This is a genomic window from Streptomyces sp. NPDC044044 (assembly GCF_056434405.1).
Window position 1 is genome coordinate 51,581 of record NZ_JBWKFG010000004.1, and the last position, 24,052, is coordinate 75,632.

Genomic DNA, 24,052 nt, shown 5'->3' on the forward strand with positions numbered 1-24,052 from the left:
TCCGCGTCCGAATCAGCGGTCGGCGCCGTATGAATGGTCTACGTGCTGAATGAAGCGACTGGGCCCGAAAAATACGGGGACCTGGAGGAGCGAAACGTGATCCGGGTACTTCTCGTGCACGACGCCTGTCTGCTGCGGTCGGCTCTGGCGGAACGCCTCGCCCGTGAGCCGGACCTGGAGGTGTTCCATGCACCATGGCACAGCGCCCGCGACAGCACCGGCGCGGTGCGTCCCGACGTCTGCGTGGTCGACCCCGACGGCGACACGACCTATCCGGCCGCCGAGTTCGGGGAGCAGTCCCATCCGGTGACCGGCGGGCTCGGCAGCCCGCTCCTGGTCCTGGTCTCCGGGCACCGGCCAGGGCTGCTCCGGCGCTGCATGGAGGCGGGCGCCCTGGGCTATGTGGACAAGGCGAGCCCGCCGGACCGGCTGCTCACCGGCATCAGGCAGGTGGCGGGCGGACAGCGGTTCGTGGACGAGTCGCTGGGGTTCGGCTTCCTGAAGGCGGCTCAGATGCCGCTGACCCACCGGGAGTTACTGGTGCTCTCACTCGCCGCCGGCGGTGCGCCCGTCGCCGAGATCGCGCACCGTCTGCATCTGACCAACGGGACGGTGCGCAACTACATGGCCGCCATCACCCGCAAGACCGGGGCCCGCAACAGGATCGACGCCATACGGATCTCGCGCGGGGAGGGCTGGGTGTGACGTCCCGTTGCGTGGCCCTCCGTCGGACGAAGTCCCGTTGGGTGAAGCCCCCTTGGGAGACGCCCCGTTGGGTGAAGTCCCGTTGGGAGACGTCCCGTTGGGAGACGTCTCGTTGGGAGACGTCTCGTTCACCGGGCCCCAGTTGCCGGAGAGCTCACGGTAGAGCGGGGAGCTCTCGAGCAGCTCCTCGTGGCTGCCGCACAGGGTGTGCGTCCCGTCCATCACCAGGATCCGGTCGGCGCGGCGGGCCGAGCTGATGCGGTGGGCGATCACCACGAGGGTGCCCCCGGGCCGCGCCGCGAACGCCCGCTCGGCGCGGGCCTCCGCCACCGGGTCGAGGTGGCAGGTGGCCTCGTCGAGCAGGGCGAGGGGCGCGTACGAGACGTAGGCGCGGGTCAGCGCGATGAGCTGACGCTCGCCCGCGGAGAGCGCGGCGGGGTCGACCCTGGCGCCGAGCCCGCCGAGCCGCTCGATCACGCCACCGAGCCCGACCGCCCGCGCGGCGGCCAGCAACTCCGCGTCCCCGACGGCGTCCGCCCGCAGATACTCCAGGTTCTCCCGCACGGTCCCGCTGAAGACGTAGGCCTCCTGCGGGATCAACACCCGCCGCCCGACGGCCTCTTGCCCCCGCACGGACCGCCCGCCCACGCGGACGGCACCATCCCCGGGCTCGAAGAGCCCCGCCACGAGCCCGGCGAGCGTCGACTTCCCGATCCCGCTGGGTCCGACCACCGCCAGGTGGCCGCCCCGGGGGACGGTGAGCGACAGATCCCGTACGACGGGCTCGGCGAGGGGGCCGTAGGCGAAGGTGACGGAGGAGAGCTGGAGGGCGGGTTCCCCGTCGGGAACGGGCGCTTCTTCCGCCGCCTGCTCGCCCGGCTCGTTCGTCGCCTGCCCGCCCGGCTCGTCCGCGGCCTCGTCGCCCGGCTCGGGCTCCGCCGCCCCCGGGGTCCACGTCAGGCGGCGCAGGACGATCGCCAGGCGGGAGCCGCTCGCGCCCAGGCCGTGGATCAGGTTGTGCAGGGCCGGGAGCAGCGCCTGGGTGACGTAGGCGATCGCCCCCACCAGGGCGCCCGGCGTCACCCCGCGGTTCAGGAGCCAGGGGGCCGTGACCAGGAGCAGGACGAGCGGGAGCTGGCCGCCGGTCGCGAGGGCGGCCGTACGCAGGACGCCCCAGCGGGCGAGGGCACGGGCCGCCGCGTACTCCGTGGCGACACCCCGGTCCAGGTCCTCGGCCACGTCCTGCTCCGCGCCCGCGGCCGCGACGTCCCGCAACCCCGGGGATACCGCGCCCAGTTGAGCCGCGATGCCCTCGTCGGCGACGAGGAACCTGTCCTGCCTCCGGGCCAGCGGGCGCAGGCTCACCACGAACAGGGCGACACCGGCCAGGAGCGGCGGCGCGACCACCAGGAGCAGGAGCGGCGCCAGCGAGAACAGGCCGATCAGCGCGCCCGCCGCGGTGAAGACGAAGGAACGGGAGACGAGGACCAGGCCCGCGAACGTGTCCCTGGCGATCTCCACCTGTTGGGTCAGCCGGGACACGGCGGCCCCGTCCGCGTCCCGCAGCCCCCGGCCGACGACCTGCCGCACCAGGGTGTCCCGCAGCGGCTCCACCAGGTCGGCGACGGCGCGGTACACGCGGCCCGTGCCGTACGCGGCCACGACCACGCCGAGCCCGGCCGCGCCGAGCCACCCGAGGCCGACCGCCTCACGCCCCGCGAGGAATCCGTCGTCCAGGGCGCGCGCGAGGGCGTACCCGGTGAGGAAGGTCTGCCCGGTCTCCAGGACGGACCAGAGCGCGAGCCGCAGCACCACCGGCCACCTGCGCCACAGGAAGCGGACGCCTCGGTAGTAGGTGCCCTGCGGGGCCGGGGACGGCTGCCCGCGCCTCACCGGCGCCACGCGCCTGTCACGCCTCACGCGCCGAACACCTCCCGGTACTCCGGCCGCTCCCACAGCTCCGCGTGCGTACCCACCGCCCGGATCCGGCCGTCGTGCAGCCACGCCACCACGTCGGCGCGGGCCGCCGTCGCCGCGCGGTGGGCGATGATCAGGCGGCTGCGGTGCGGGGTGTGGTGGAGCACGGCCTCGGCTATGTGGTGTTCCGTCACCGTGTCCAGGCTTGACATCGCGTCGTCCAGGATCAGGATCCGCCCTCCCCGCGCGAACGCCCGTGCAAGGCCGAGGCGTTGGGCCTCGCCTCCGGACAGCGGCGCCTGCCCGCAGGGCGTGGCGTAGCCGTCGGGGAGGCGGGTGATGAAGGGGTCGGCATGGGCGGCGCGGGCGGCCTCGCGGATGCGGGGCGGTGCCGGGCGCGGGGCCCCGAAGCCGATCGTGTCCTCCAGGGTGGCGCCGAGCAGCGCGGGCCGTTCGAAGGCGTAGCCGACCTCCCGGCGCAGCTCCTCGCGGCTGAGCGAACGCAGGGGGACGCCGTCGAGGCGTACGTCCCCTTCGTCGGGGTCGGCGAGCCGGCCCGCGACGGACGCGAGGAGCGACTTGCCCGCGCCGGAGCGCCCGACCACGGCGAGCGTGCCGCCCGCGGGCACCGTCAGATCGACGCCGTCGAGCACGGTGCGCCCGCCGCGGGCCACCTTGATGCCGCGCAGCTCCAACAGGCCATCGCCTGTGGGAAGTTCGTTCGTCCCGTACGAGGTCGCCGGTTCCGCGAGGATCTCGCCGAGACGGTGTGCCGCCGTCCTCGCCCGCGCGATGCCCCCCAGTTGTCCGACGAGCATGCCGATGCCGGTGGCGAGCACCGCGTACCGCGAGGCGGCCAGCAAGTCCCCCACGGTGATGTGGTGTCGGAGCAGCTGGTGTCCGGCCACCGCGATGACCGCGAGCTGCAGGAGCGGCGCGACCGCGACGGCCTGGGCCTGGGAGCGGCCCTGGACCCGCCACATCCGGTGGCCGTGCCGGGAGAGTTCGGGCAGCTCCGCGAGGACGCGTGCCGCTTCCTTGTCCTCGGTGTGCGCGGCCGCGATGGTGCGGACGCCTCCGATCGCCTCGGAAAGGCGGCCCGCGATGTCGCCCTGGACCCGCTGGTAGCTCGCCACGCAGTCGGAGGTGGCACGGGTGAACGCCCACAGGAGCAGGACGAGTACGGGGACCCCGGCGATGAACGCCACGGCGAGCCAGCCGTTGATCAGGGCGAGGGCCGCCACGGCACCGACGGGCACGGCCAGGGCGGAGAGGAGCGCGGCGAACGTGGCGGGCGCGATGCCCGCGTGTGCCGCGTTGTCGATGAGGCGTGCCACCAGGTCGCCGTGGGCGAAGCGCGCGGTGGTGCGCGGGCCGACGGCGAGCACATGGCGCACCAGGTGACCGCGCAGCCAGGCCGTGGTGCGGGCGTTGGTGGTCCCGGTGAGGACGCCGTCGAGGGCGTCGAGCAGGGCCATCGCACCGATGAGCCCCGCGCAGGCGAGGATCCAGCGGGTGGCGCCGCCCCCGCCTTGGCCGGTCGCGTGGCCGGTCAGGACGGCGTCCAGGGCGCGGCCTATCGCGAGCGGCAGGAGCAGGCTCCCTCCCGCGCCACCGGCGGCGCACAGCACCAGGGCCGTGCAGCGGGCGGCGCTGTAGCGGGTCGCCGCGCGCAGCAGGCCCGCGTCGGATGCGGGTGGCGGAGGACGGAGACGGTGGGTGGTGGTCGCCATGCGGTCCGGGTCCTCGCAGTCCTCGTGTCCGTGGCCGGATGTCCATGACGGGGCGGCCGACGCCGGCGGACCCGGGCGGGCCCCTCAAGAGGCGCCGCCCGGGCCGTCCGATGCCGTACCGCTATGCGCGCAAGCGCGTCACAGACAGATGACCAGGCTGACCTCGCTCCAGCACAGCAGCAGGCTGGCCGTGCTCTGGCCGCCGCCACCGCCGCCGCCACCGGTCATCTCGTCGGACTCCATGCTCTGCAGGTCGAGAAGCGCCATGATCTTCCCTCTCATTTGGGGACGTAGTTGTCCTTATGGGTGGTGTCACGACCCCGCTGCGTGGCGGGGCCGGCTCTGGGGCTGCCGCCGGGGCGGCGGCAGGAAGGGGATGTGCGCTTCGCCGTCACCGAGCGCGGCCGACAGGGCGACAAGAGCGCCCGCCGTGCCGGTGTTCAGGTCCATGGAGAGGCGCATCATCTGATTGCCGGGGAAGGCGAGTTGGCCCTCGTACGACATGGAGAACCAGCCGAGCGCCGCGATCTGCTCGGCGATGTCCTCGGGCTCGACGCCCGGCGCGGTGGTCCGGTTGAGGTGGAGCAGGAGTCCGGCCCGCCCCTGGTAGAGGCCCGGCTGCACGCAGAAGCGTGAGCGCGCGGCGGCCAGGATGCCGGGCCGTGCCGCCTCGAACTCGGCGTCGTCCCGGTGCGCGAGGTAGTCGTCGATGACCATCCCGATGCCGACGCTGCCGTCGCCGAGGTACGGCATCGTGCGCCACCCCTCGTCCACGCCGAGGCTGCCGTCCGGGCGCGCCACGCACCGGGCCAGATCCGCGCGCAGGGCCCGTGCCGCGAGGTCGAGGAGCGCGGGGTCGCCGTTTCGCTCGTGGAGCCGCAGGAAGAGGAGTGCGGGGCCGGTGGCCCCGTGCAGCAGCCCGGCCCGCGGCCGCCCGCCAGGAGGGCTTTCGACGGCGAGCCGCTCACCGAGCAACTCCGCTGCCTTGAGCGCGTGTTGGGCGAGCCCCTCCTCGCCGGTGGTGTCGGCGAGAGCGTCGAGGGCGAGGCCGAGTCCGGCGAGGCCACCCTGGAGGTCGGAGGAGAGCCGCTGCCAGTTCTCCTGAAGGACGAGCTCCATCAGGTCAAGGGCACGGTCGCGGTGCCCGAGCCTGCCGAGTACGTGGGCGACGCCCGCGAGGCCGTCGTGCAGCCCCAGCGGGGTGCCGGGGCGGATGCGCCCGGTGTGCTTCAGGAGCCAGCGCTCGCCCTCTTCGTAGCGCTCGGCGCCGCTCTCGTCGAGGGCGAGGAGCACTCCGGCCGCGCCGTGCGCGAGGCCGAGCCCGCCGCCGTCGGCGAACTGGGCGATGTCGCCGGGGAAGAGGCGGTCGTCGCGCTCCGGGGTGGCCGAGGCGAGGATCGCCTTGACCATCGAGTCGCGGCTGTAGGGCCAGTCGGCCGGGTCGACGAACACCGTGGACATGCTCGCCGCCTTGGTGGCGCCGGTCCCGCTCCGCTTCAGACCTCCCCCGTCCAGGTCCGTCGGCGCTCCCGCGTCGAGGACCGGCGCCTGCTCATCGGTGCCGGCGCGCTCGATCTCCGCCACCGCGTCGGCCAGGAACTCCGCGGGCACGTCCGGGAATTCGACGGCGATCATCTGGGCCAGATGCGCGGCCTTGCCCCGGTCGACGGCGAGCAGCGAGGTGACCGGCAGGAAGAGCGCCAGCCGCAGGCACGCCAGGGCGTAGCGATCGACGCCTGTGCCGCTGCGGTCCGGCGGTGCGACGAATCCGGGGTGCGCCATGACCTGGCGCCCCGAGTCGCCCACGGATCCCGCCGCCTCGAAGTCGAGGAGGGCCACGGTCTGTTCGTCGGGCGCGACCATGATGTTGAAGAGGTGGAGGTCGTTGAAGACGACACCGCGCTCGTGCACCGCGGCGACGGCCTCCTCGACGCGGCGGTGCATGCCCAGCGCCCAGGCCGTGTAGTCGGCGATGTCCTTGGGGTCGGGCCTGCTGACCAGGAGCGGATGCCGGTGGGCGAAGAAGGAGTTGAGGGTGGTGCCCTCGATGAAGTCCATGACCAGGAAGCGGTGGTCGCCGAGCAGGAACCAGTCGCGGACCTCGGGAGCGACACCGAGGCCCGACAGCTTGTCGAGGGCGGTCTTCTCGCGTTCGAGCCGGGCGACGGCATCGGCTCCGTCGGCGGCGAGGCCCGCGTGCGGCCGGCCTTCCTTCAGGACGACCTTGCGGCCGTCGCGGGTATCGGTTCCCGCGTAGACGCCGCCGCCGTTGGAGAAGTGCAGGGCCTTCTCGATGCGGTACGGCAGGTCGCCGACGGTCGTCGTGTTGCGGGCGGCCAGCTGGGGTTCGAGGAACGCGGGCAGCGTCACCCACTCGGGCACCCGGAAGGCCGGGTCGCGGGAGTCGGGCACGAGCACGCCCCGGGCGTCCTCGATGGCGGGCACGAGCGTGCCCTTGCCGTTGTCGCACATGCGCCGCGTGAAGGCCCCGTACCTGACGTAGAGCGGTCCCTGTTCCCAGCGCAGGTCGGTCAGGATGTAGGGACCCTCGAAACCTTCGAGCAGCTTGCCCAACTCATTCAGGACAGTGCGCAGTTGCTCCTCGTCGGCCGGGTAGATCGTGGCGAACTTGCCGCTGTTGTCGCGACCCGCGTACTTGCTGTTGCGCAGGTGCAGGAGGTGGGCGGCGGGCACGAACTTGAAGGGGACGGAGCGCTCCACGCAGTAGTCCCAGATGATCGCGCCGATGCGGTCGGCGTTGCCCAGGGTCGCGGAGGCGTGGACCTTCCAGCCCTGCTGAGGGGCGGGGCGCGCCTCCCCGTCGGCGTCGACCGGGACGATCGAGAGCCAGTCCCCCGCACGCACCGAGCGCCAGCCGTCCGGGACGGCGCGCTCCGCCGTCGTGAACGGGGCAGCGGCGGCGGTGCCCACGGACAAGCGGTCCGGAGTCTCGTAGAAGAACCTGTCGGCCAGACAGTAGACCTCGTACCGCTTGTCCACGGCGTCCCCTCCCCATGTCGTCTGGGACAGACAGTTCCAGGCCGCAAAGGGGACGGACAGTCACGGATGTCATCGATCGGGCATGCGGAACGCATGGGTAAAGTCCTGTTCGCACACGTTCGAGCGCACATAATGAACACAGGACCCACACAAATCGGTGCGGACGGCGTCACGGGAGTAAAGCCCGTTGCCGGAGCGAACTCCGCTACTCCTCCGGCGGAAAAACGACCTCCCCGCTGCCGGACAACGTGATGGTGATCGCCTCGACCGGGCACCCCTCGGCCGCTTCGAGCACCTTCTCGTTGGCGTCGGTCTCGGGGTCCGCGGGGTGCGACTGGCGGGCGGAGTCGAGCGCGAAGCCGCCCGGCGCCGTGATCACGCACATCCCGGAGCCGATGCAGACCGACCGGTCCACCTCGACGTGCCAGCGGTCACCCATCAGGCACCCGTCCCCTCGTACCCGGCCGGCAGGTGGATCATCTTGTGCTCGAAGTACTCGCCGTACCCCTCGGGCCCGAACTCCCGCCCGAGACCGGAGTTCTTGTAGCCGCCGAACGGGCCGAGCATGTCGAGGCTGAAGGTGTTCACGGAGTACGTCCCGGTGCGCACCCGCCGCGCGATGTCGATGCCGCGCTCCACGTCCGCCGTCCAGACGCTGCCGCTGAGCCCGTAGTCCGAGTCGTTGGCGATCTTGACTGCCTCGCTCTCGTTGCCGTACGGAAGAAGGCAGATGACCGGGCCGAAGATCTCCTCGCGGGCGACGCGCATCGAGTTGTCCACGCTTCCCAGGAGCGTCGGCTCGACGTACCAGCCGTCGTCGAGCCCGGCAGGACGGCCGCCGCCCGTCAGGATCTTGGCGCCTTCCTCCTGGCCGATGCGGATGTAGTCGAGCGAGCGCTGCTGCTGGCGCTGGGCGACGAGCGGGCCGAGTTCGGTCTCCGGGTCGAGCGGGTCGCCGATCTTGAGCGCGGAGGCCGCGGCGGCGAAGGCCTCGGCGAACTCGTCGTAGCGGGAGCGGGGCACGAGGATGCGGGTCTGGGCCACGCAGGCCTGGCCGTTGATCATCCAGGCGAAGGGGACGATGCCGGCGACCGCGGCCGCCGCGTCCGCGTCCGGCAGGATCACCGCAGCCGACTTGCCGCCCAACTCCAGTGTCACGCGCGTGAGATTGCGGGCCGCGACCTCCATGACGCGCTTGCCCGCGCCGACGGAGCCGGTGAAGGACACCTTGTCGACGCCGGGGTGCCCGACGAGGTACTCGCTCACCTCGCGGTCCGCCGAGATGATCGAGAGGACACCCTTCGGCAGCCCCGCCTCGGTGGCGATGTCGGCGAGTATGTACGCGTCGAGCGGCGCCTCGGGCGAGGTCTTGAGGATCACCGGGCACCCGGCGAGCAGCGCGGGCGCGAGCTTGGCCGCCGCGGTGAACTGCGGGACGTTCCACGGGACGACGGCCGCCACGACGCCGACCGGCTCACGCCGCACGAGGATCCTGCCGAGCGCTCCGGCGCGCTCCTCCTCGTAGGTGAAGTCGCGCGCGACCGTGAGCGCCGAGTCCCAGACCATCATCGCGGCGAGGGCCTGCACCATGATGCTGGAGGTGTACGGGGTGCCGTTCTCGGAGCTGATGACGCGGGCGATCTCCTCGTGCCGTACGGCGATCGCGTCCTTGATCCTGGCGATGACCTCGATCCGCTCGTCGAGCGTCATCCGGGGCCAGGGCCCCTCGTCGAACGCCTTGCGCGCGGTGGCGACGGCCCGGTCGACATCGGCGGGCGCGGCGTGCGGCACCCGCGCGAAGACCTGGCCGGTGTGCGGCGAGATCACCTCGATGACGTCCTTGCCGTGGGGGTCCACCAGCTCCCCGCCGATGAAAAGCTGTCCGTGTTCCACGAGCTCGGTCATGGCTGACTGCCTCCTGCGGGATTCCGCCTGCGCGGCACGCTTTCTGACACTGTTTCAGAACTGATACCAGTTCTAGTTCCAGTAGTCCACGGAGGGCAAGGTGCAAGTAGCCTGTCGAAACAGTCGACTTGGGCGATCATTGGAACTAGTTCTAGTTATGGTGGTGGGGGCCGTGGTCGTGGCCGCGCAGCCGACGAGAGATGAGGGCTCCCGATGACGCAGGTGACCGACCAGCAGGTGACCGAGCACGGCGGGGGCGTGTGGAGCATCAAGGTCCCGATCCCGGACAACCCCCTGGGCTTCACGCTCGTCCACCTCCTGGACACCGACGCAGGTCCCGTCCTCGTCGACACGGGCTGGGACGACCCCACGTCCTGGGACGCGCTCGCCACCGGCCTCGCCGCCTGCGGCACGTCCCCCGACGCGGTGCACGGCGTCGTCATCACCCACCACCACCCCGACCACCACGGCCTGTCGGCCAAGGTCCGCGAGGCGTCGGGCGCGTGGATCGCGATGCACGAGGCGGACGCGTCGGTCGTACGCCGCACCCGGACGGGCCCGCCCGCGCGCTGGTTCGACTACATGGTGGAGAAGCTGACGGCCGCGGGCGCCCCCGCCGACCACCTGGGCCCCCTCGTCGCCGCCCGTGACGCGGGCCGCGCGCCCCGCCTCCCCGGCCTGGCCGCCGCGCTCCCCGACCGCGACATCACGCCGGGCGAGCTGCTCGAACTGCCGGGGCGCAGGCTCCGCGCGATCTGGACGCCCGGCCACACCCCGGGCCACGTCTGCCTGCACCTGGAGGAGGAGCACCCGGCGCGACTGCCCGGACACGGCCGCCTGTTCTCCGGCGACCATCTGCTCCCCGGGATCACCCCGCACATCGGCCTGTACGAGGACCCGGACGACGAGACGGTCACCGATCCGCTGGGCGACTACATCGACTCCCTGGAGCGCATCGGCCGCCTGGGCGTCGCCGAGGTGCTGCCCGCCCACCAGTACGCGTTCACGGACGCCCCGGCCCGCGTGCGGGAGATCCTGGCGCACCACGAGGAGCGCCTGACGGACCTGCTCGCGCTCCTGGCCGAGCCCCTCACGCCCTGGCAGCTCGCCGAGCAGATGGAGTGGAACCGCCCCTGGGCCGAGATCCGCTACGGCTCACGGAACATCGCGGTCTCCGAGGCCGAGGCCCATGTGCGGCGCCTGGTGAAGCTGGGGCGCGCGGAGGCCGTGGGCAACGATCCGGTGCGGTACCGGGCGGTGTGACCTCCGGCCGGGGGCGGGCGCCCCGGGCCGCTCCCCCTACGGGCCGGTAGAGTGGCCCCGTCGTCATCATGCCCGTACGGGGGGAAGCCGGTGCGAATCCGGCGCTGACCCGCAGCCGTATACCGCGTCGAGCGGTGAGCCGGAATGCCCGGTACGAAGCGTGACCGGCTCGCGTCGTCGGAACCTCCGGCGACCGGCACCGTCGAGGTATATGGAGCCGGAGCCGCCCGGTGCCCGTGCCCTCACGCGCCCGTGCTGCCCCGCTCCCCGCAGGGAGAGGCACCCGCCGCATCATGAACGTTCGCCGCAGCGCAGCGGTCCTGGCCGCCGTCGCCGTGTTCGGTTCGGCCGCCGCCCCGGCCGCTTTCGCGGAGAGTGCGTCACCGTCGCCTTCCGCCGCCCTTCCTTCCGGTCTGTACGGCGACGCGGACCCCAAGTTCGACGGGGTGTTCCGGCAGTCGTACGCCCTGCTCGCCCAGGACTCGGCGGGTGTGAAGCCCGCCGCGAAGTCCGTCGACTGGCTCACGGGACAGAGCTGCGCGAGCGGTGGCTTCGCCGCCTACCGCGCCGACGCGGCCGAGCCGTGCGACTCCAAGACGATGTTCGACAGCAACGCGACGGCATCCGCCGTGCAGGCGCTCGCCGCGCTCGGCGGTCAGGACAAGGCCGTCAAGAAGAGCGTCGGCTGGCTGAAGTCGGTGCAGAACACGGACGGCGGCTGGGGCTACAGCCCCGGCATGGACTCCGACGCCAACTCCACCGGCATCGTGATCGGCGCGCTCACCGCGGCGGGCGAGAAGCCGCAGTCGGTGAAGAACCAGGACGGCAAGTCCCCCTACGACGCGCTGCCCGCCCTCTCGATGAGCTGTGACAAGGACGGCGGCGCCTTCGGCCTCGCGGACGTCAAGTCCGGCAAGCTCTCGCCGAACGCGGACGCGACGGCGGCCGGCGTCCTGGGCGGCCACGGCAAGGGCCTGGTCGTGGAGCCCGCCAAGAAGACGGCCGCCGCCCCCAAGTGCACGAAGGCGGACACCGCCGAGCAGGCGGCGTCGAACGGCACGGGCTACCTCCTCAAGACGCTCGCCAAGGGCGACGACCACCTGATGTCGTCGATGCCCGGCGCCAAGAACATGCCCGACCTGGGCAACACCGCTGACTCCGTGCTCGCGCTCGCCGCGGCCGGCCAGCAGGAGCAGGCCGAGAAGTCGGCCACGTGGCTGTCGAAGAACTCGGCCGAGTGGGCCAAGAAGTCAGGACCCGCCGCCTACGCCCAGCTGATCTTCGCCGCCCACGCATCGGGCATGGACCCGCGCGACTTCGGCGGCGCCGACCTGGTCAAGCAGCTCAACGCGCAGGGTCCGGCCCCGCAGGCGACCGAGGAGGCCGCCGACGAGAAGAAGGACAGCGACGACGGCAGCGGCGTGAGCATCTGGTGGATCATCGGCGTCGGCCTGGTCGCCGGTATCGGCATCGGCTTCCTGTACAGCGGCAACAAGAAGAAGCAGCAGCTGTGACGCGGGGTCGCGCGCGGTGCGGACGCCTGGTGATCGGGGCGCTTCTCGCCGCCCTGCTCGGCGTCCTCGCCGCCGCCCCCGCCCAGGCCGCCGGCTACCGCTACTGGTCCTTCTGGGACCGGGACGGCGCGAAGTGGGCGTATGCGAGCCAGGGGCCGAGCACCGCCCGCCCCGACGACGGTGCCGTCCAGGGCTTCCGGTTCTCCGTGTCCGAGGACTCGAAGGACGCCGCGAAGCCCCGCGGCGCCGCGGACTTCGACACCATCTGCGCCAAGACCCCCGCCAAGGACGACCACAAGCGGATCGCCCTGCTCATCGACTTCGGCACCCCGGGTGACGCCCCCGACGGCGAGACCCCGCCGAAGCCGCGTACCGCCTGCGCGCAGGTCACGGAGGACGCGACCAGCGCGGACGCGCTCGCCGCGGTCGCCAAGCCGCTGCGCTACGACAGCAACGCCCTGCTCTGCGCCATCGCCGACTACCCGAAGTCGGGCTGCGGTGAGCAGGTCGCGGGCAACGGGCGGTCCGAGAAGGCGGAGAAGGAGCCGACCGCGAGCGAGTCCGGCGAGAAGGCCGGGAAGGACGACTCCGGTGGTCCCTCCGTCGGCCTGATCGCGGGCGTGGCCGCCATCGCCCTGCTCGGCGGTGCCGCCGTCTGGCAGGCCCGCCGCCGACGCGGCTGACCCGCACGATGAACGATCACCCGAGCGCCGCTCCCGGTGCGCTGCAAAGGCGTCTGGCCCCCCAAGCGCACCGGAGCAACGCGCTGCACCCGGGCGCCTGGTGGGTGTGGGCGCTCGGCCTCGGGGTCGCGGCGTCCCGCACCACCAATCCCCTGCTGCTCGGTCTGCTCATCGGGGTCGCGGGCTATGTCGTCGCGGCGCGCAGGACGTCCGCCCCGTGGGCCAAGTCGTACGGCGCGTTCGTGAAGCTCGGCCTCTTCGTGATCGCGATCCGGCTCGTCTTCGCCGTCGTCCTCGGCTCCCCCATCCCCGGTTCGCACGTCATCGTGACGCTCCCCGAAGTGCCGCTGCCCGACTGGGCGAAGGGCGTGCGGATCGGGGGCCGGGTGACGGCCGAGGGGCTGCTCTTCGCGCTCTACGACGGGGTGCGCCTCGCCGGTCTCCTCATCTGCGTCGGCGCCGCCAACGCCCTTGCCAGCCCGTCCCGGCTGCTCAAGTCGCTGCCGGGCGCGCTGTACGAGGTGGGGGTCGCCATCGTCGTCGCGATGACGTTCGCACCGAACCTGATCATGGACGTGCAGCGGCTTCGTGCCGCGCGGCGCCTTCGCGGGCGCGCCGACAAGGGCATCCGGGGGCTGCTCCAGGTCGGGCTCCCGGTCCTGGAGGGCGCGTTGGAACGGTCGGTCGCCCTGGCCGCCGCGATGGACGCGCGCGGCTTCGGCCGCAGCGCGCCCGTGCCCGCCGGGGTGCGCAGGACCACGGCGGCCCTGACCCTCGGCGGTCTGATGGGCGTCTGCGCGGGAACGTACGGCCTGCTCTCCGAGGGAGGCACGGGCTACGGTCTGCCGGTCCTGGCCGCCGGGCTCGTCGCCTCCCTCGCGGGGCTGCGCCTGGGCGGGCGGCGCTCCGTGCGCACCCGCTACCGCCCCGACCCCTGGGGCGTGCGCGCCTGGCTCGTCGCCGGGTCGGGGATCGCGGTGGCGGGCCTGATGATCTGGGCCGCCTCGTACGACGCGTCCGCCCTGCACCCCGGAGTCGTCCCCCTGACGGCGCCGACGCTGCCGCTGTGGCCCGCGGCGGCGATCCTCATGGGCCTGCTGCCCGCCTTCGTGGCGCCGGTGCCCGCCGATTCCGCCGCCCCCGTCCGCACCTCCGCTCGCACCTCCGCCAGCACCAAGGAGCCCTCATGATCCGCTTCGAGGATGTCTCCGTGACGTACGAAGGGGCCGCGGAGCCCACCGTGCGCGGGGTCGATCTCGCCGTTCCCGAGGGCGAGTTGGTGCTTCTCGTCGGCCCTTCCGGGGTCGGCAAGTCGACGCTGCTCGGCACGGTGAGCGGGCTCGTGCCGCACTTCACCGGGGGCACGCTGCGGGGGCGTGTCACCGTGGCGGGGCGCGACACCCGTACGCACAAGCCGCGCGAACTCGCCGATGTGGTCGGCACGGTGGGCCAGGATCCGCTCTCGCACTTCGTGACGGACACGGTCGAGGACGAGCTCGCGTACGGGATGGAGTCGCTCGGGCTCGCCCCCGAAGTGATGCGCCGCCGGGTCGAGGAGACCCTCGACCTGCTGGGACTGGCCGATCTGCGCGACCGCCCCATCGCCACGCTCTCCGGCGGTCAGCAGCAGCGCGTCGCCATCGGCTCGGTGCTGACGCCGCACCCCCAGGTCCTCGTCCTCGACGAACCGACGTCGGCCCTGGACCCGGCCGCCGCCGAGGAGGTCCTCGCCGTACTGCAGCGGCTGGTCCACGACCTGGGCACGACGGTCCTGATGGCCGAGCACCGCCTGGAGCGGGTCGTGCAGTACGCCGACCAGGTGCTGCTGCTGGCGGCGCCGGGCGAGGCTCCCGTGCTCGGGGATCCCGCCGAGCTGATGGCTCTCTCGCCGGTCTATCCGCCGGTGGTGGGCCTCGGCCGCCTCGCCGGCTGGTCTCCCCTTCCACTGACGGTGCGGGACGCGCGGCGCAGGGCGGGCGCGCTGCGGGAGCGGCTGGCTCTCGCCGGAGCCGGACCGCGCGAAGAAGCCACTGCGGCCGCACCTCCCGTCGCGGACCCCGCCGCACGTCGGCCCGTCCTGCGCCGGCGTACGAAGACCGATGCCCCGGAGGCGGCCGCCGCGAGCGTGTCCGGTCTTGGCGTCCGCCGGGGCCGGGTGGAGGCCCTGCGCCGCGTGGACCTCACCGTCCGCGCGGGCGAGACGGTGGCCCTGATGGGCCGCAACGGCGCCGGGAAGTCCACGCTCCTGTCGACCCTGGTGGGGCTGCTCGAACCGGCGACGGGATCGGTCCGCGTCGGCGGCGCGATCCCGCACCGCACGGGCCCGCGCGAGCTGATCCGCCATGTGGGCCTGGTCCCCCAGGAGCCGCGCGACCTCCTGTACGCGGACACCGTGGCCGCCGAGTGTGCGGCGGCCGACCACGACGCGTCGGCGGCGCCCGGCACCTGCCGCGCGCTGGTCACGGAGCTGCTCCCCGGCATCGCGGACGACACCCACCCCCGCGACCTCTCGGAGGGCCAGCGCCTCACACTGGCCCTGGCGATCGTCCTGACGGCCCGCCCTCCCCTTCTCCTCCTGGACGAGCCGACGCGTGGCCTCGACTACGCGGCCAAGGCCCGTCTGGTCACGCTCCTGCGCGGCCTCGCCGCCGAGGGCCACGCGATCGTCCTGGCCACGCACGACGTGGAACTGGCGGCGGAACTGGCCCACCGGGTGGCGATCCTCGCCGACGGCGAGATCGTCGCGGACGGCCCGACCCCGGAGATCGTCGTCTCGTCCCCCTCCTTCGCCCCGCAGACCACCAAGATCCTGGCCCCGCAGCAGTGGCTGACGGTCACGGAGGTACGGGAGGCGTTGCGCGCGGAGGGCGGCAGCGCATGAGCCCCTCTTCTTCTGTTTCTCCTGTTTCTCCTGCCGCCCGGCAGGCCCGGCCCATCCGCCTGGGTCCGCGCTCCATCGGCGCCCTCGCGCTCGTCAGTGCGGTCGGTGTCGTGGCCTTCGGGTGGCCGCTCATGGCGGGCGGGGAATCGGGCCTGAGCGCGCACGCGCAGGACGCGCCCTGGCTGTTCGCGGCGCTGCTGCCGCTGCTGCTGGCCGTGGTCGTGGCGACCATCGCCGATGTCGGGCTCGACGCGAAGGCCATCGCGATGCTCGGGGTGCTCGCCGCCGCCGGGGCCGCACTGCGGCCGCTGGGGGCGGGGACGGCCGGGATCGAGCCGATGTTCTTCCTCATGGTGCTCAGCGGGCGCGTGCTCGGACCCGGGTTCGGGTTCGTGCTCGGTGCGGTGTCGATGTTCGCCTCGGCGCTGCTCACCGGCGGTGTCGGGCCGTGGATGCCGTTCCAGATGCTTTCCATGGGGTGGGTCTGCATGGGCGCGGGGCTGCTGCCGGGCCCGGACACCCTGCGCGGGCGCGGCGAACTGTGGCTCCTCGCCGCCTACGGGGCCGTCTCGTCCGTCCTGTACGGCACCGTCATGAACCTGCAGGGCTGGCCCTACATCGGCGGCCTCGCGACCGGCGTCTCCTTCGTGCCCGGCGACCCCGTCGGCGAGAACCTCGGCCGCTTCATCGCGTACTGCCTGGCGACCTCGCTCGGCTGGGACCTGCCCCGAGCCGTGGTCACCGTCCTGCTGAGCCTCGCGCTCGGACCCGCCGTCCTGAAGGCGCTGCGCCGGGCCACGCGACGGGCCGCCTTCGAGGCCCAGGTCACATTCGAGGGGCCGAAGGCGTAGCCGGCCGTCGGCTCTCCGTCACCGAAAGGGTCCCTTCACGGTGAGGCGGCCCACAGGACCTTGGTCCTCTACTAGGTGGGGCCGTAGATCATTCGTCTTGACGCGGACGCGCCAATATGCGCGCTGACCTGGGCATTGAGAGCCACGTCACACGAAGGCCTTTCCGCACACATGCGACATCCACTAGTAAAAGGGGTCATTGCGGAGACGCGGCAGCCCTGTTTCTCTGGATCGAGTCGCACGGCGCCGACGGCCTCAAGGCCCAGGGCGCCGACGCATTCCCCCCGCCACACTCCCGTGGCCCACGGCGTGCCCGCGACACCATGTCCCCCACGGAAGGTCACGCTTTGTCCGCCACGCTCCTGAGCCGCATCGCCACCCCGAAGAAGGCCCTCACCGGTGCCGCCCTGGCAGCCGCCACGACCGGCATGGTGCTCATGGCGGGTCCGGCCCAGGCCGCCGCCCCGACCGAGGCGAAGGCGGCCGCTCCGGCCGCCGCTCCCGCCGCGGCTCCTTCCTCGGCCCAGGCGATCGCGAAGAAGATGATCCCGGACGCCGCGCAGTACCAGGCGTTCAGCAAGATCGTCGAGCACGAGAGCCACTGGAACCACAAGGCGACGAACTCCTCCTCCGGCGCCTACGGCCTGGTCCAGGCCCTGCCTGCCTCGAAGATGGCTTCGGCGGGCTCGGACTGGAAGACCAACCCCGAGACCCAGATCAAGTGGGGCCTCGACTACATGAACGACCGCTACGGCAGCCCGACGGGCGCCTGGGCCCACTGGCAGGCCAACGGGTGGTACTGAGCCTCGGCTCTGCCGCCTGAACGGAAGCCTGGCGCACCGGTGATCACCGGCTTCGCCGAGTTCGTCCTCAAACGCCGGACGGGCTGGAACTCTCCAGCCCGTCCGGCGTTTTCGGCTTCCGCAGCGACCTACAGCCGCTGAATGATCGTCCCCGTGGCCACGGCCCCACCCGCGCACATCGTGATCAGCGCGAACTCCTTGTCGCGGCGCTCCAGCTCATGCAGGGCGGTGGCGATCAGCCGCGCCCCGGTCGCCCCGACCGGGTGGCCGATGGCGATCGCGCCCCCGTTCACGTTCACCTTCTCCAGGTCCTGCTCGAAGACCTGCGCCCAGCTCAGGACCACCGAGGCGAAGGCTTCGTTGATCTCCACGAGGTCGATGTCCTTCAGGGACATCCCCGCCTTGCCCAGGACCGCCCGCGTCGCGTCGATCGGCCCGTCCAGGTGGAAGTGAGGATCGGCGCCCACGAGGGCCTGCGCCACGATCCGCGCGCGCGGTTTCAGCTTCAGCGCCCGCGCCATCCGCTTCGACGCCCACATGATCGCCGCCGCGCCGTCCGAGATCTGCGAGGAGTTGCCCGCGGTGTGCACGGCGGTCGGCATCACCGGCTTGAGCCGCTCAAGGCCCTCCATCGTGGTGTCCCGCAGCCCCTCGTCCCGGTCGACGAGCCGCCACATGCCCTGTCCGGCGGCCTGCTCCTCCTCCGTCGTGGGGACCTGGACGGCGAACGTCTCGCGTTTGAAGCGCTCCTCGGCCCAGGCGGTGGCGGCGCGCTCCTGCGAGATGAGGCCGAGCGAGTCCACGTTCTCCCGCGTGAGGCCCCGGTTGCGGGCGATCCGCTCGGCCGCCTCGAACTGGTTGGGCAGGTCGACGTTCCACTCCTCGGGGAAGGGCTTCCCGGGCCCGTGCTTGGAGCCCGACCCCAGCGGCACGCGCGACATCGCCTCGACGCCGCAGCTGATGCCGACGTCGATGACGCCGGCCGCGACCATGTTGGCGACCATGTGGCTCGCCTGCTGCGAGGAGCCGCACTGACAGTCGACCGTCGTCGCCGCGGTCTCGTACGGAAGGCCCATCGTCAGCCAGGCCGTGCGCGCGGGGTTCATGGACTGCTCACCGGCGTGCGTCACCGTGCCGCCCACGATCTGTTCGACGCAGTCGGCGTGGATGCCCGTGCGGCCGAGGAGCTCGCGGTAGGTCTCGCCGAGCAGATAGGCGGGGTGGAGATTGGCGAGCGCGCCGCCGCGCTTACCTATGGGGGTGCGTACGGCTTCGACGATGACAGGTTCCGCGGCCATGGGCGTCCTCTCCATCCACATCCCGCGGGAGTGTCCCGGCACCCGCGCGGAGAACTAGTACGCGTTCTAGTTCTGCATGCAGTCTGCTGAGCCCGACCCCACCGCCGCAAGGGGCTTGCACGCACCTTGCGCACGACCTGCACGAAAGCGGACCCGTCGCGGGCCTTGCCACTTGTAGAACCCGTTACTACCTTGCGGGGCATCTCCTGATGGACCGTCAGAACTCAGAGCCACGACTCAGCACCACGACTCACTACCGGAACTGAACTCCTGGAGTTGCCGATGCCCTGTCCAGCGCTGCCCGACGGGTTCGACTTCACCGACCCCGACCTGCTCCAAGAGCGCGTACCCCTCCCGGAGTTCGCCCAGCTGCGGCAGACGGAACCGGTGCGCTGGATCGCCCAGCCGCCGCGCATCTCCGGCTTCGACGACTCCGGCTACTGGGCCGTCACGCGGCACGCGGACGTCAAGTACGTCTCCACACACCCGGAGTTGTTCTCCTCGAACCTCAACACCGCGGTCATCCGGTTCAACGAGACGATCAGTCGGGACCAGATCGAGGTCCAGAAGATGATCATGCTGAACATGGACCCGCCCGAGCACACCCGGGTCCGCCAGATCGTGCAGCGCGGCTTCACGCCCCGCGCCATACGCTCCCTGGAGGACGCCCTGCGCGACCGCGCGGGCTCCATCGTCGAGACGGCCCTGGCGAACGCCGCCGCCGACGGCTCCTTCGACTTCGTCACGAACGTCGCCGTCGAACTCCCCCTGCAGGCCATCGCCGAGCTCATCGGCGTGCCCCAGGACGACCGGACGAAGATCTTCGACTGGTCCAACAAGATGGCGGCCTACGACGATCCGGAGTACGCGATCACCGAGGAGGTCGGCGCCGAGGCGGCCATGGAGATCGTCTCGTACGCGATGAACCTCGCCGCCGCCCGCAAGGAGTGCCCGGCCAAGGACATCGTCAGCCAGTTGGTGGCCGCCGAGGACGAGGGCAACCTCTCCTCCGACGAGTTCGGCTTCTTCGTCATCCTGCTCGCGGTGGCCGGAAACGAGACGACCCGCAACGCCATCACCCACGGCATGCACGCCTTCCTCACCCACCCCGAGCAGTGGGAGCTCTTCAAGCGCGAGCGCCCCGGGACCACCGCGGAGGAGATCGTGCGCTGGGCGACCCCTGTGGTCTCCTTCCAGCGCACCGCGACCCAGGACACCGAGCTCGGGGACGTGACGATCAGGAAGGGCGACCGCGTCGGGATCTTCTACTCCTCGGCCAACAACGACCCCGAAGTCTTCGACGAGCCAGGGAAGTTCGACATCACCCGCGATCCCAACCCGCACCTGGGCTTCGGCGGCGGAGGCCCGCACTTCTGCCTCGGCAAGTCGCTCGCGGTCCTGGAGATCAACCTCATCTTCAACGCGATCGCGGACGCCCTGCCCGATCTGCGGCTGGTCTCCGACCCCCGCAGGCTCCGCTCGGCCTGGCTGAACGGCGTCAAGGAACTGCAGGTCAGCACGGGCTGACCTGCCGCCAGGGAGGCAGGGGCGACTCCCCCCTACGCCCTGCCCCTGCCTCCCCCTGGCTCTCGGCGCACCCTGTCGGCACCCGGGCGGCACCCTGTCGGCACCCGGGCGGTGGCATCCAGGTGGCATATCCGGCCAGGTGCGGTCCAAAGCCAACGTTTCCGTTGCGTTACGCGTCTTGAGAAGCAAACGTTGCCTCTCCAAGACTTCGAACGGAAACGGTGCCGTGGTCTCCGCCGGTTTCTCTCTCGCGCCATCGGGCAGCACACCCACGGAGCGGAAGACCTCCTTCCGCGACTTCTGCCGCCGCCACCGGATCCCGCTCCTCGCCACCCTGCCCACGCTTCCGCTGTACGCGGTGTGGGCGGCGTGGCTCGCCACCGGCGGCGGCGACCTGGCCGCGCAGTACGCCTGGGCCCGCTTCGCCGCCGAGCACGGCGCATCCGCGTACGGCCTGTTCTGGTACGGCGGCATGCACACCGCCAACTACTCCCTGATCTCGCCCTACTTGATGGCCGCCGTGGGCGTGAAGACGGTGACGGTGGTGTCGGGCGTCGCCGGAGCCTGGCTGGTCGCCGCGCTGATCGAACGCACCGGGATACGGCGCCCGCTGTGGCCCGCGGTGCTCGCCTCGCTCGCGGTGTGGTGCAACGTCGCGTCGGGGCGCACGACGTTCGCGCTCGGCATCGCCTTCGGGTTCGCCGCGTGCCTGATGCTCGTGCGGGAGCGGCGCGTGGGGGCCGCCGTGGTGTGCGGGGCCCTGGCCGCCATGTCCAGCCCGGTGGCGGGACTCTTCCTCGTGGTGGCGGGCGCCGCCTATTTCCTCGTACGCGACTGGGGGCGGGCCGCTGCGCTGATCGCGCCGCCGGTGCTTGTCGTGGGCGCGACCACCGTCCTTTTCCCGTTCACCGGCGAGCAGTTGATGCCGTTCGACCGGATCTTCCCGCCCGTGGTGTTCAGCCTTGCGCTCATCGTGGCGGCGCCGCGCGAGTGGCGGGTGCTGCGGTGGGGGGCCGGTGTGTACGCGGCGGGGACGGTCCTGACGTATCTGATCCCGTCGCCGATCGGCACGAACGTGGAGCGCCTGGCCGAGCTGCTCGCGCCCGCGGCACTGCTCGGCGCGCTGCTGATGCCCGCGCTGACCCGCGTACGCAAGGTCGTGCTCGTCGTCGCGCTCGTGCTGTCCACGGCCTGGGTGACACAGAAGACCGCGGACGATCTGACGGTGTCGACGACCGTGCCGAAGTGGGCCGCCGACACCCAGGGCGTGGTGCGCGAGCTGGAGCGTCTCGGCGCCGACCGGGGGCGCGTGGAGGTGGTCCCGGCCCGCAATCACCGCGAGGCCACGGCGCTGGCCCCGTACGTGAACATGGCGCGCGGCTGGAACAGGCAGCTCGACATCGAGCGCGGCCGGCTCTTCTACGACGGGTCCTTCTCGGCCGCCACCTACCGGGCGTGGCTGGACAAGTGGGCGGTCGGCTATGTGGTGCTGCCCTCGGGCAAGCCGGACGGGTTCGCCGAGGACGAGGCGGAGCTCGTGGCGAGCGGTCCTCAGTGGCTGGAGCCGGTGTGGCGGGACGCGCACTGGCGGGTGTTCCGGGTGAAGGACCCGGTGCCGATGGTCTCCAGGCCCGCGTCCGTCGTCCGCTCCACCGGCTCGGCCATGGTGGTCCGCGTCCCCACGAGCGAGCCGGTGACGCTGCGCCTGGTGTACTCGCCGTGGCTCCGGGCGGAGGGGGCCTGCCTGAAGCGGCAGGGCGACTTCACCCGGCTCACGGTGTCCACCCCGGGGACGTACAGGATCAGCTCGGGGTACGGTCCTTCGCCGGGTCCTTCGTCATGTCGATGACCGGCTCCGAGCCCGTCGCCACCTTCAGGGTCCTGCCCACCCGGGGCCCGGCCAGGAGGTAGCCGATGCCGAAGCCCGCGCCGACGACGGTCGCGCCGCCCACCGCGTCCAGGACCCAGTGGTTCCCGGTGGCGACGATCGCGGAGACCGTGAACAGCGGGTGCAGCAGGCCGAGCGCCTTCATCCACCACTTCGGCGCGAGGGCCACGATCACCACTCCGCACCACAGCGACCAGCCGAAGTGCAGCGAGGGCATCGCCGCGTACTGGTTGGTGAGCGCGGTCAGCGTGCCGTAGTCGGGCTGGGTGAAGTCCTGTACGCCGTGGACCGTGTCGATGAAGCCGAGGTCGGGCATCAGGCGGGGCGGGGCAAGGGGGTAGAGCCAGAAGCCGACGAGCGCGAGGAGCGTCGCGAAGCCGAGCGCGGAGCGTGCCCAGCGGTAGTCGGCGGGACGCCGGGCGTAGAGCACTCCGAGGACGGTCAGCGGCACCACGAAGTGGAACGACGTGTAGTAGAAGTTGAAGAACTCCTCCAGCCAGTCGACCTTCACCACCGCGTGGTTGACCCAGTGCTCGATGTCGATGTGCAGGAACTGCTCGATCGCGTAGACCTGCTCGCCGTGCTGCTCGGCTGTGGCCCGCCCGCCCGAGTTGGTGCCGCCCGTCGCGGCGAGCCGCGCCTGCTGGTAGGCGGAGTAGCCGACGCGGATCAGGAGCAGTTCGAGGAGCAGGTTCGGCCGGGTCGTGACGCGCCGCCAGAACGGGAGCAGCGGCACCCAGCTCCAGCGCGCGGGCACGGGTGCGGCGTAGTCGGTGGGGATGGGCTCCTGGTACTGCGGGGCCGCGCGGGAGAGGAACGGCACGACGGTCGCCGCGGCGAGCGCGGCGATCAGCACGATGTTGTCGCGGATGGGCTCCACGACCGGCATGTTCGGCAACATCATCTTGGCCGGAAGCGTCGACACCAGGACGACCGCGACCGGCCACATGTACCGGTCGGACTGCTTCTTGCCTGCCCGGCCGACCACCGCGAGCAGCACCCACAGGAGCTGGTGCTGCCAGGTCGTCGGCGACACCACGACCGCGACACAGCCGGTGATGGCGACGGCGAGCAGGAGCTGCCCGTCCTTGGCGTAGTGGACGGCGCGGCGCAGGCCGAGCCAGACGACGGCCGCGCTCAGGACGACGAAGAGGCCGATCTCCAGCGGCCCTTCGAGGCCGAACCGGAGCAGCGCGCCGTGCAGCGACTGGTTGGCGACACCGTCCGGGCTCGCGCCGAGGCCCGCGCCCGCCAGGTGGTGCACCCAGTACGCCCAGGAGTCGTGCGGCATCGCGGCCCAGGAGAGGGCGGTGACGGCGAGGAAGGTGGCGCCGGTGGAGGCCGCCGCGCGCCTGCGTCCGGTGAACCAGAACAGGGCGGCGAAGAGCAGGATGGTGGGCTGCAGCGCGGCCCCGATGCCGATGAGGATGCCGCTGGCCCGCTCGCCGCGGACCGCGAAGCACCCGAGCAGGACGAGCAGCACGGGAATGATGCTGGTCTGACCGAGATACAGCGTGTTGCGCACCGGGAGCGACAGCATCAGGAGGCAGATCGCGACGGGCGCGGCGAGCAGCGAGGTGCGCCGGGACACGGGCTGCGGCAGGGCGCGGGCGGCGACCAGACCGAGGATCACGACCAGGATCAGCGTGCCGAACGTCCAGCCCCAGCCGAGCGCCTGTTCGGCCGCGCGGGAGAACGGCTTGAGCACGAGTCCGGCGAATGGGGTGCCGGTGAACTTGTCCGCGTCGTAGAAGGAGCCGTTCACATGCAGGACGCCGTCCGGGCCGATCCAGGTCTCCAGGTCGGTGAGCCGCTCACCCTTCGGTGTACGCAGGACGACGGCCGCTTGCCGTACCGCGAGTACGGCGGCGATCAGCCAGAGGGCGACACGGACCGCCCCGATCCGCGCCTTCGGTGTGCCGGTCGTCCCGGTCCCAAAGGCATTTCCCGGTCCTCCGTGCTCAATGTTCGCCACTCGCCGTCGGCCCTCCCGCCCCGCTCGTCGTCTCTGCTCGGTCCCAACGTCCGGTCGGCTCCGGGAGTTCTCCTTCGGCCCCGAACTGCAGTCGGCTGCTCCGAGAGGT

General features: G+C 72.1%; 17 protein-coding genes, 1 pseudogene and 1 riboswitch. Of the genes and pseudogenes, 10 read left to right on the top strand and 8 right to left on the bottom strand.

Annotation, left to right across the window (positions count from 1 at the left end; all coding sequences use genetic code 11):
• Nucleotides 1-378 precede the first annotated feature (378 nt).
• Nucleotides 379-621, top strand: a pseudogene (locus AC07AG_RS15985) (LuxR C-terminal-related transcriptional regulator); the annotation flags it as partial.
• Here the strand turns inward: AC07AG_RS15985 and AC07AG_RS15990 are convergent.
• The 6 genes from AC07AG_RS15990 to AC07AG_RS16015 form a co-directional block, all read right to left on the bottom strand.
• On the bottom strand, nt 547-2,625 hold the full coding sequence (locus AC07AG_RS15990) for an ABC transporter ATP-binding protein (RefSeq protein WP_478755687.1): 2,079 nt from the start codon (nt 2,623-2,625) through the stop codon (nt 547-549). The pseudogene AC07AG_RS15985 and the gene AC07AG_RS15990 sit on opposite strands and share 75 nt — an antisense overlap.
• Complete coding sequence (locus AC07AG_RS15995) at nt 2,622-4,355, bottom strand: ABC transporter ATP-binding protein (RefSeq protein ID WP_478755689.1); 1,734 nt, start codon at nt 4,353-4,355, stop codon at nt 2,622-2,624. Before AC07AG_RS15995 ends, AC07AG_RS15990 begins: the two co-directional genes overlap by 4 nt.
• Before the next feature lie 138 nt (nt 4,356-4,493).
• Nucleotides 4,494-4,622 carry a SapB/AmfS family lanthipeptide gene (locus AC07AG_RS16000; RefSeq protein ID WP_249590181.1) on the bottom strand — a complete coding sequence of 43 codons (129 nt, stop codon included), beginning with the start codon at nt 4,620-4,622 and terminating at the stop codon, nt 4,494-4,496.
• Between the two features lie 45 nt (nt 4,623-4,667).
• Nucleotides 4,668-7,355 carry a class III lanthionine synthetase LanKC gene (gene lanKC, locus AC07AG_RS16005; protein WP_478755691.1) on the bottom strand — a complete coding sequence of 896 codons (2,688 nt, stop codon included), beginning with the start codon at nt 7,353-7,355 and terminating at the stop codon, nt 4,668-4,670.
• Nucleotides 7,356-7,560: 205 nt separating this feature from the next.
• Nucleotides 7,561-7,794, bottom strand: coding sequence for a ferredoxin (locus AC07AG_RS16010; protein ID WP_249590179.1), 234 nt, complete (start codon nt 7,792-7,794; stop codon nt 7,561-7,563).
• Nucleotides 7,794-9,260, bottom strand: coding sequence for an aldehyde dehydrogenase (locus AC07AG_RS16015; protein ID WP_478755694.1), 1,467 nt, complete (start codon nt 9,258-9,260; stop codon nt 7,794-7,796). Before AC07AG_RS16015 ends, AC07AG_RS16010 begins: the two co-directional genes overlap by 1 nt.
• A 213-nt stretch (nt 9,261-9,473) precedes the next feature.
• Between AC07AG_RS16015 and AC07AG_RS16020 the strand changes: the two genes are divergently transcribed.
• The 7 genes from AC07AG_RS16020 to AC07AG_RS16050 all read left to right on the top strand — a co-directional run bounded on the left by AC07AG_RS16020 (nt 9,474) and on the right by AC07AG_RS16050 (nt 17,255).
• Nucleotides 9,474-10,523 carry an MBL fold metallo-hydrolase gene (locus AC07AG_RS16020; RefSeq protein WP_478755696.1) on the top strand — a complete coding sequence of 350 codons (1,050 nt, stop codon included), beginning with the start codon at nt 9,474-9,476 and terminating at the stop codon, nt 10,521-10,523.
• A gap of 80 nt (nt 10,524-10,603) precedes the next feature.
• A riboswitch (cobalamin riboswitch) is annotated at nt 10,604-10,673 on the top strand.
• Between the two features lie 143 nt (nt 10,674-10,816).
• Entirely contained in the window at nt 10,817-12,037 is a 1,221-nt protein-coding gene (locus AC07AG_RS16025; protein WP_478755698.1) for a prenyltransferase/squalene oxidase repeat-containing protein, read from the top strand.
• Nucleotides 12,034-12,720 carry an SCO2322 family protein gene (locus AC07AG_RS16030; RefSeq protein WP_478755700.1) on the top strand — a complete coding sequence of 229 codons (687 nt, stop codon included), beginning with the start codon at nt 12,034-12,036 and terminating at the stop codon, nt 12,718-12,720. The genes AC07AG_RS16025 and AC07AG_RS16030 overlap by 4 nt, the downstream gene beginning before the upstream one ends.
• A gap of 8 nt (nt 12,721-12,728) precedes the next feature.
• Nucleotides 12,729-13,910 carry an energy-coupling factor transporter transmembrane component T gene (locus tag AC07AG_RS16035; RefSeq protein ID WP_478755702.1) on the top strand — a complete coding sequence of 394 codons (1,182 nt, stop codon included), beginning with the start codon at nt 12,729-12,731 and terminating at the stop codon, nt 13,908-13,910.
• A complete protein-coding gene (locus AC07AG_RS16040; RefSeq protein ID WP_478755704.1) occupies nt 13,907-15,601 on the top strand; it encodes an ABC transporter ATP-binding protein in 1,695 nt (564 codons plus the stop codon). The genes AC07AG_RS16035 and AC07AG_RS16040 overlap by 4 nt, the downstream gene beginning before the upstream one ends.
• Nucleotides 15,598-16,452 carry an ECF transporter S component gene (locus tag AC07AG_RS16045; protein ID WP_478755706.1) on the top strand — a complete coding sequence of 285 codons (855 nt, stop codon included), beginning with the start codon at nt 15,598-15,600 and terminating at the stop codon, nt 16,450-16,452. The genes AC07AG_RS16040 and AC07AG_RS16045 overlap by 4 nt, the downstream gene beginning before the upstream one ends.
• 323 nt (nt 16,453-16,775) lie before the next feature.
• Nucleotides 16,776-17,255, top strand: coding sequence for an aggregation-promoting factor C-terminal-like domain-containing protein (locus AC07AG_RS16050; RefSeq protein ID WP_425575082.1), 480 nt, complete (start codon nt 16,776-16,778; stop codon nt 17,253-17,255).
• 128 nt (nt 17,256-17,383) lie between these two features.
• On the opposite strand, the gene AC07AG_RS16055 is transcribed toward AC07AG_RS16050, so the two are convergent.
• Complete coding sequence (locus AC07AG_RS16055) at nt 17,384-18,553, bottom strand: steroid 3-ketoacyl-CoA thiolase (RefSeq protein ID WP_478755708.1); 1,170 nt, start codon at nt 18,551-18,553, stop codon at nt 17,384-17,386.
• Nucleotides 18,554-18,835: 282 nt separating this feature from the next.
• On the opposite strand from AC07AG_RS16055, the gene AC07AG_RS16060 reads away from it, so the two are divergent.
• Entirely contained in the window at nt 18,836-20,080 is a 1,245-nt protein-coding gene (locus AC07AG_RS16060; protein WP_478755710.1) for a cytochrome P450, read from the top strand.
• A gap of 226 nt (nt 20,081-20,306) precedes the next feature.
• Complete coding sequence (locus AC07AG_RS16065; protein WP_478755712.1) at nt 20,307-21,929, top strand: glycosyltransferase family 87 protein; 1,623 nt, start codon at nt 20,307-20,309, stop codon at nt 21,927-21,929.
• Here the strand turns inward: AC07AG_RS16065 and AC07AG_RS16070 are convergent.
• Nucleotides 21,883-23,943 carry a bifunctional glycosyltransferase 87/phosphatase PAP2 family protein gene (locus AC07AG_RS16070; RefSeq protein WP_478755714.1) on the bottom strand — a complete coding sequence of 687 codons (2,061 nt, stop codon included), beginning with the start codon at nt 23,941-23,943 and terminating at the stop codon, nt 21,883-21,885. The two genes, AC07AG_RS16065 and AC07AG_RS16070, sit on opposite strands and share 47 nt — an antisense overlap.
• Nucleotides 23,944-24,052: the final 109 nt, after the last annotated feature.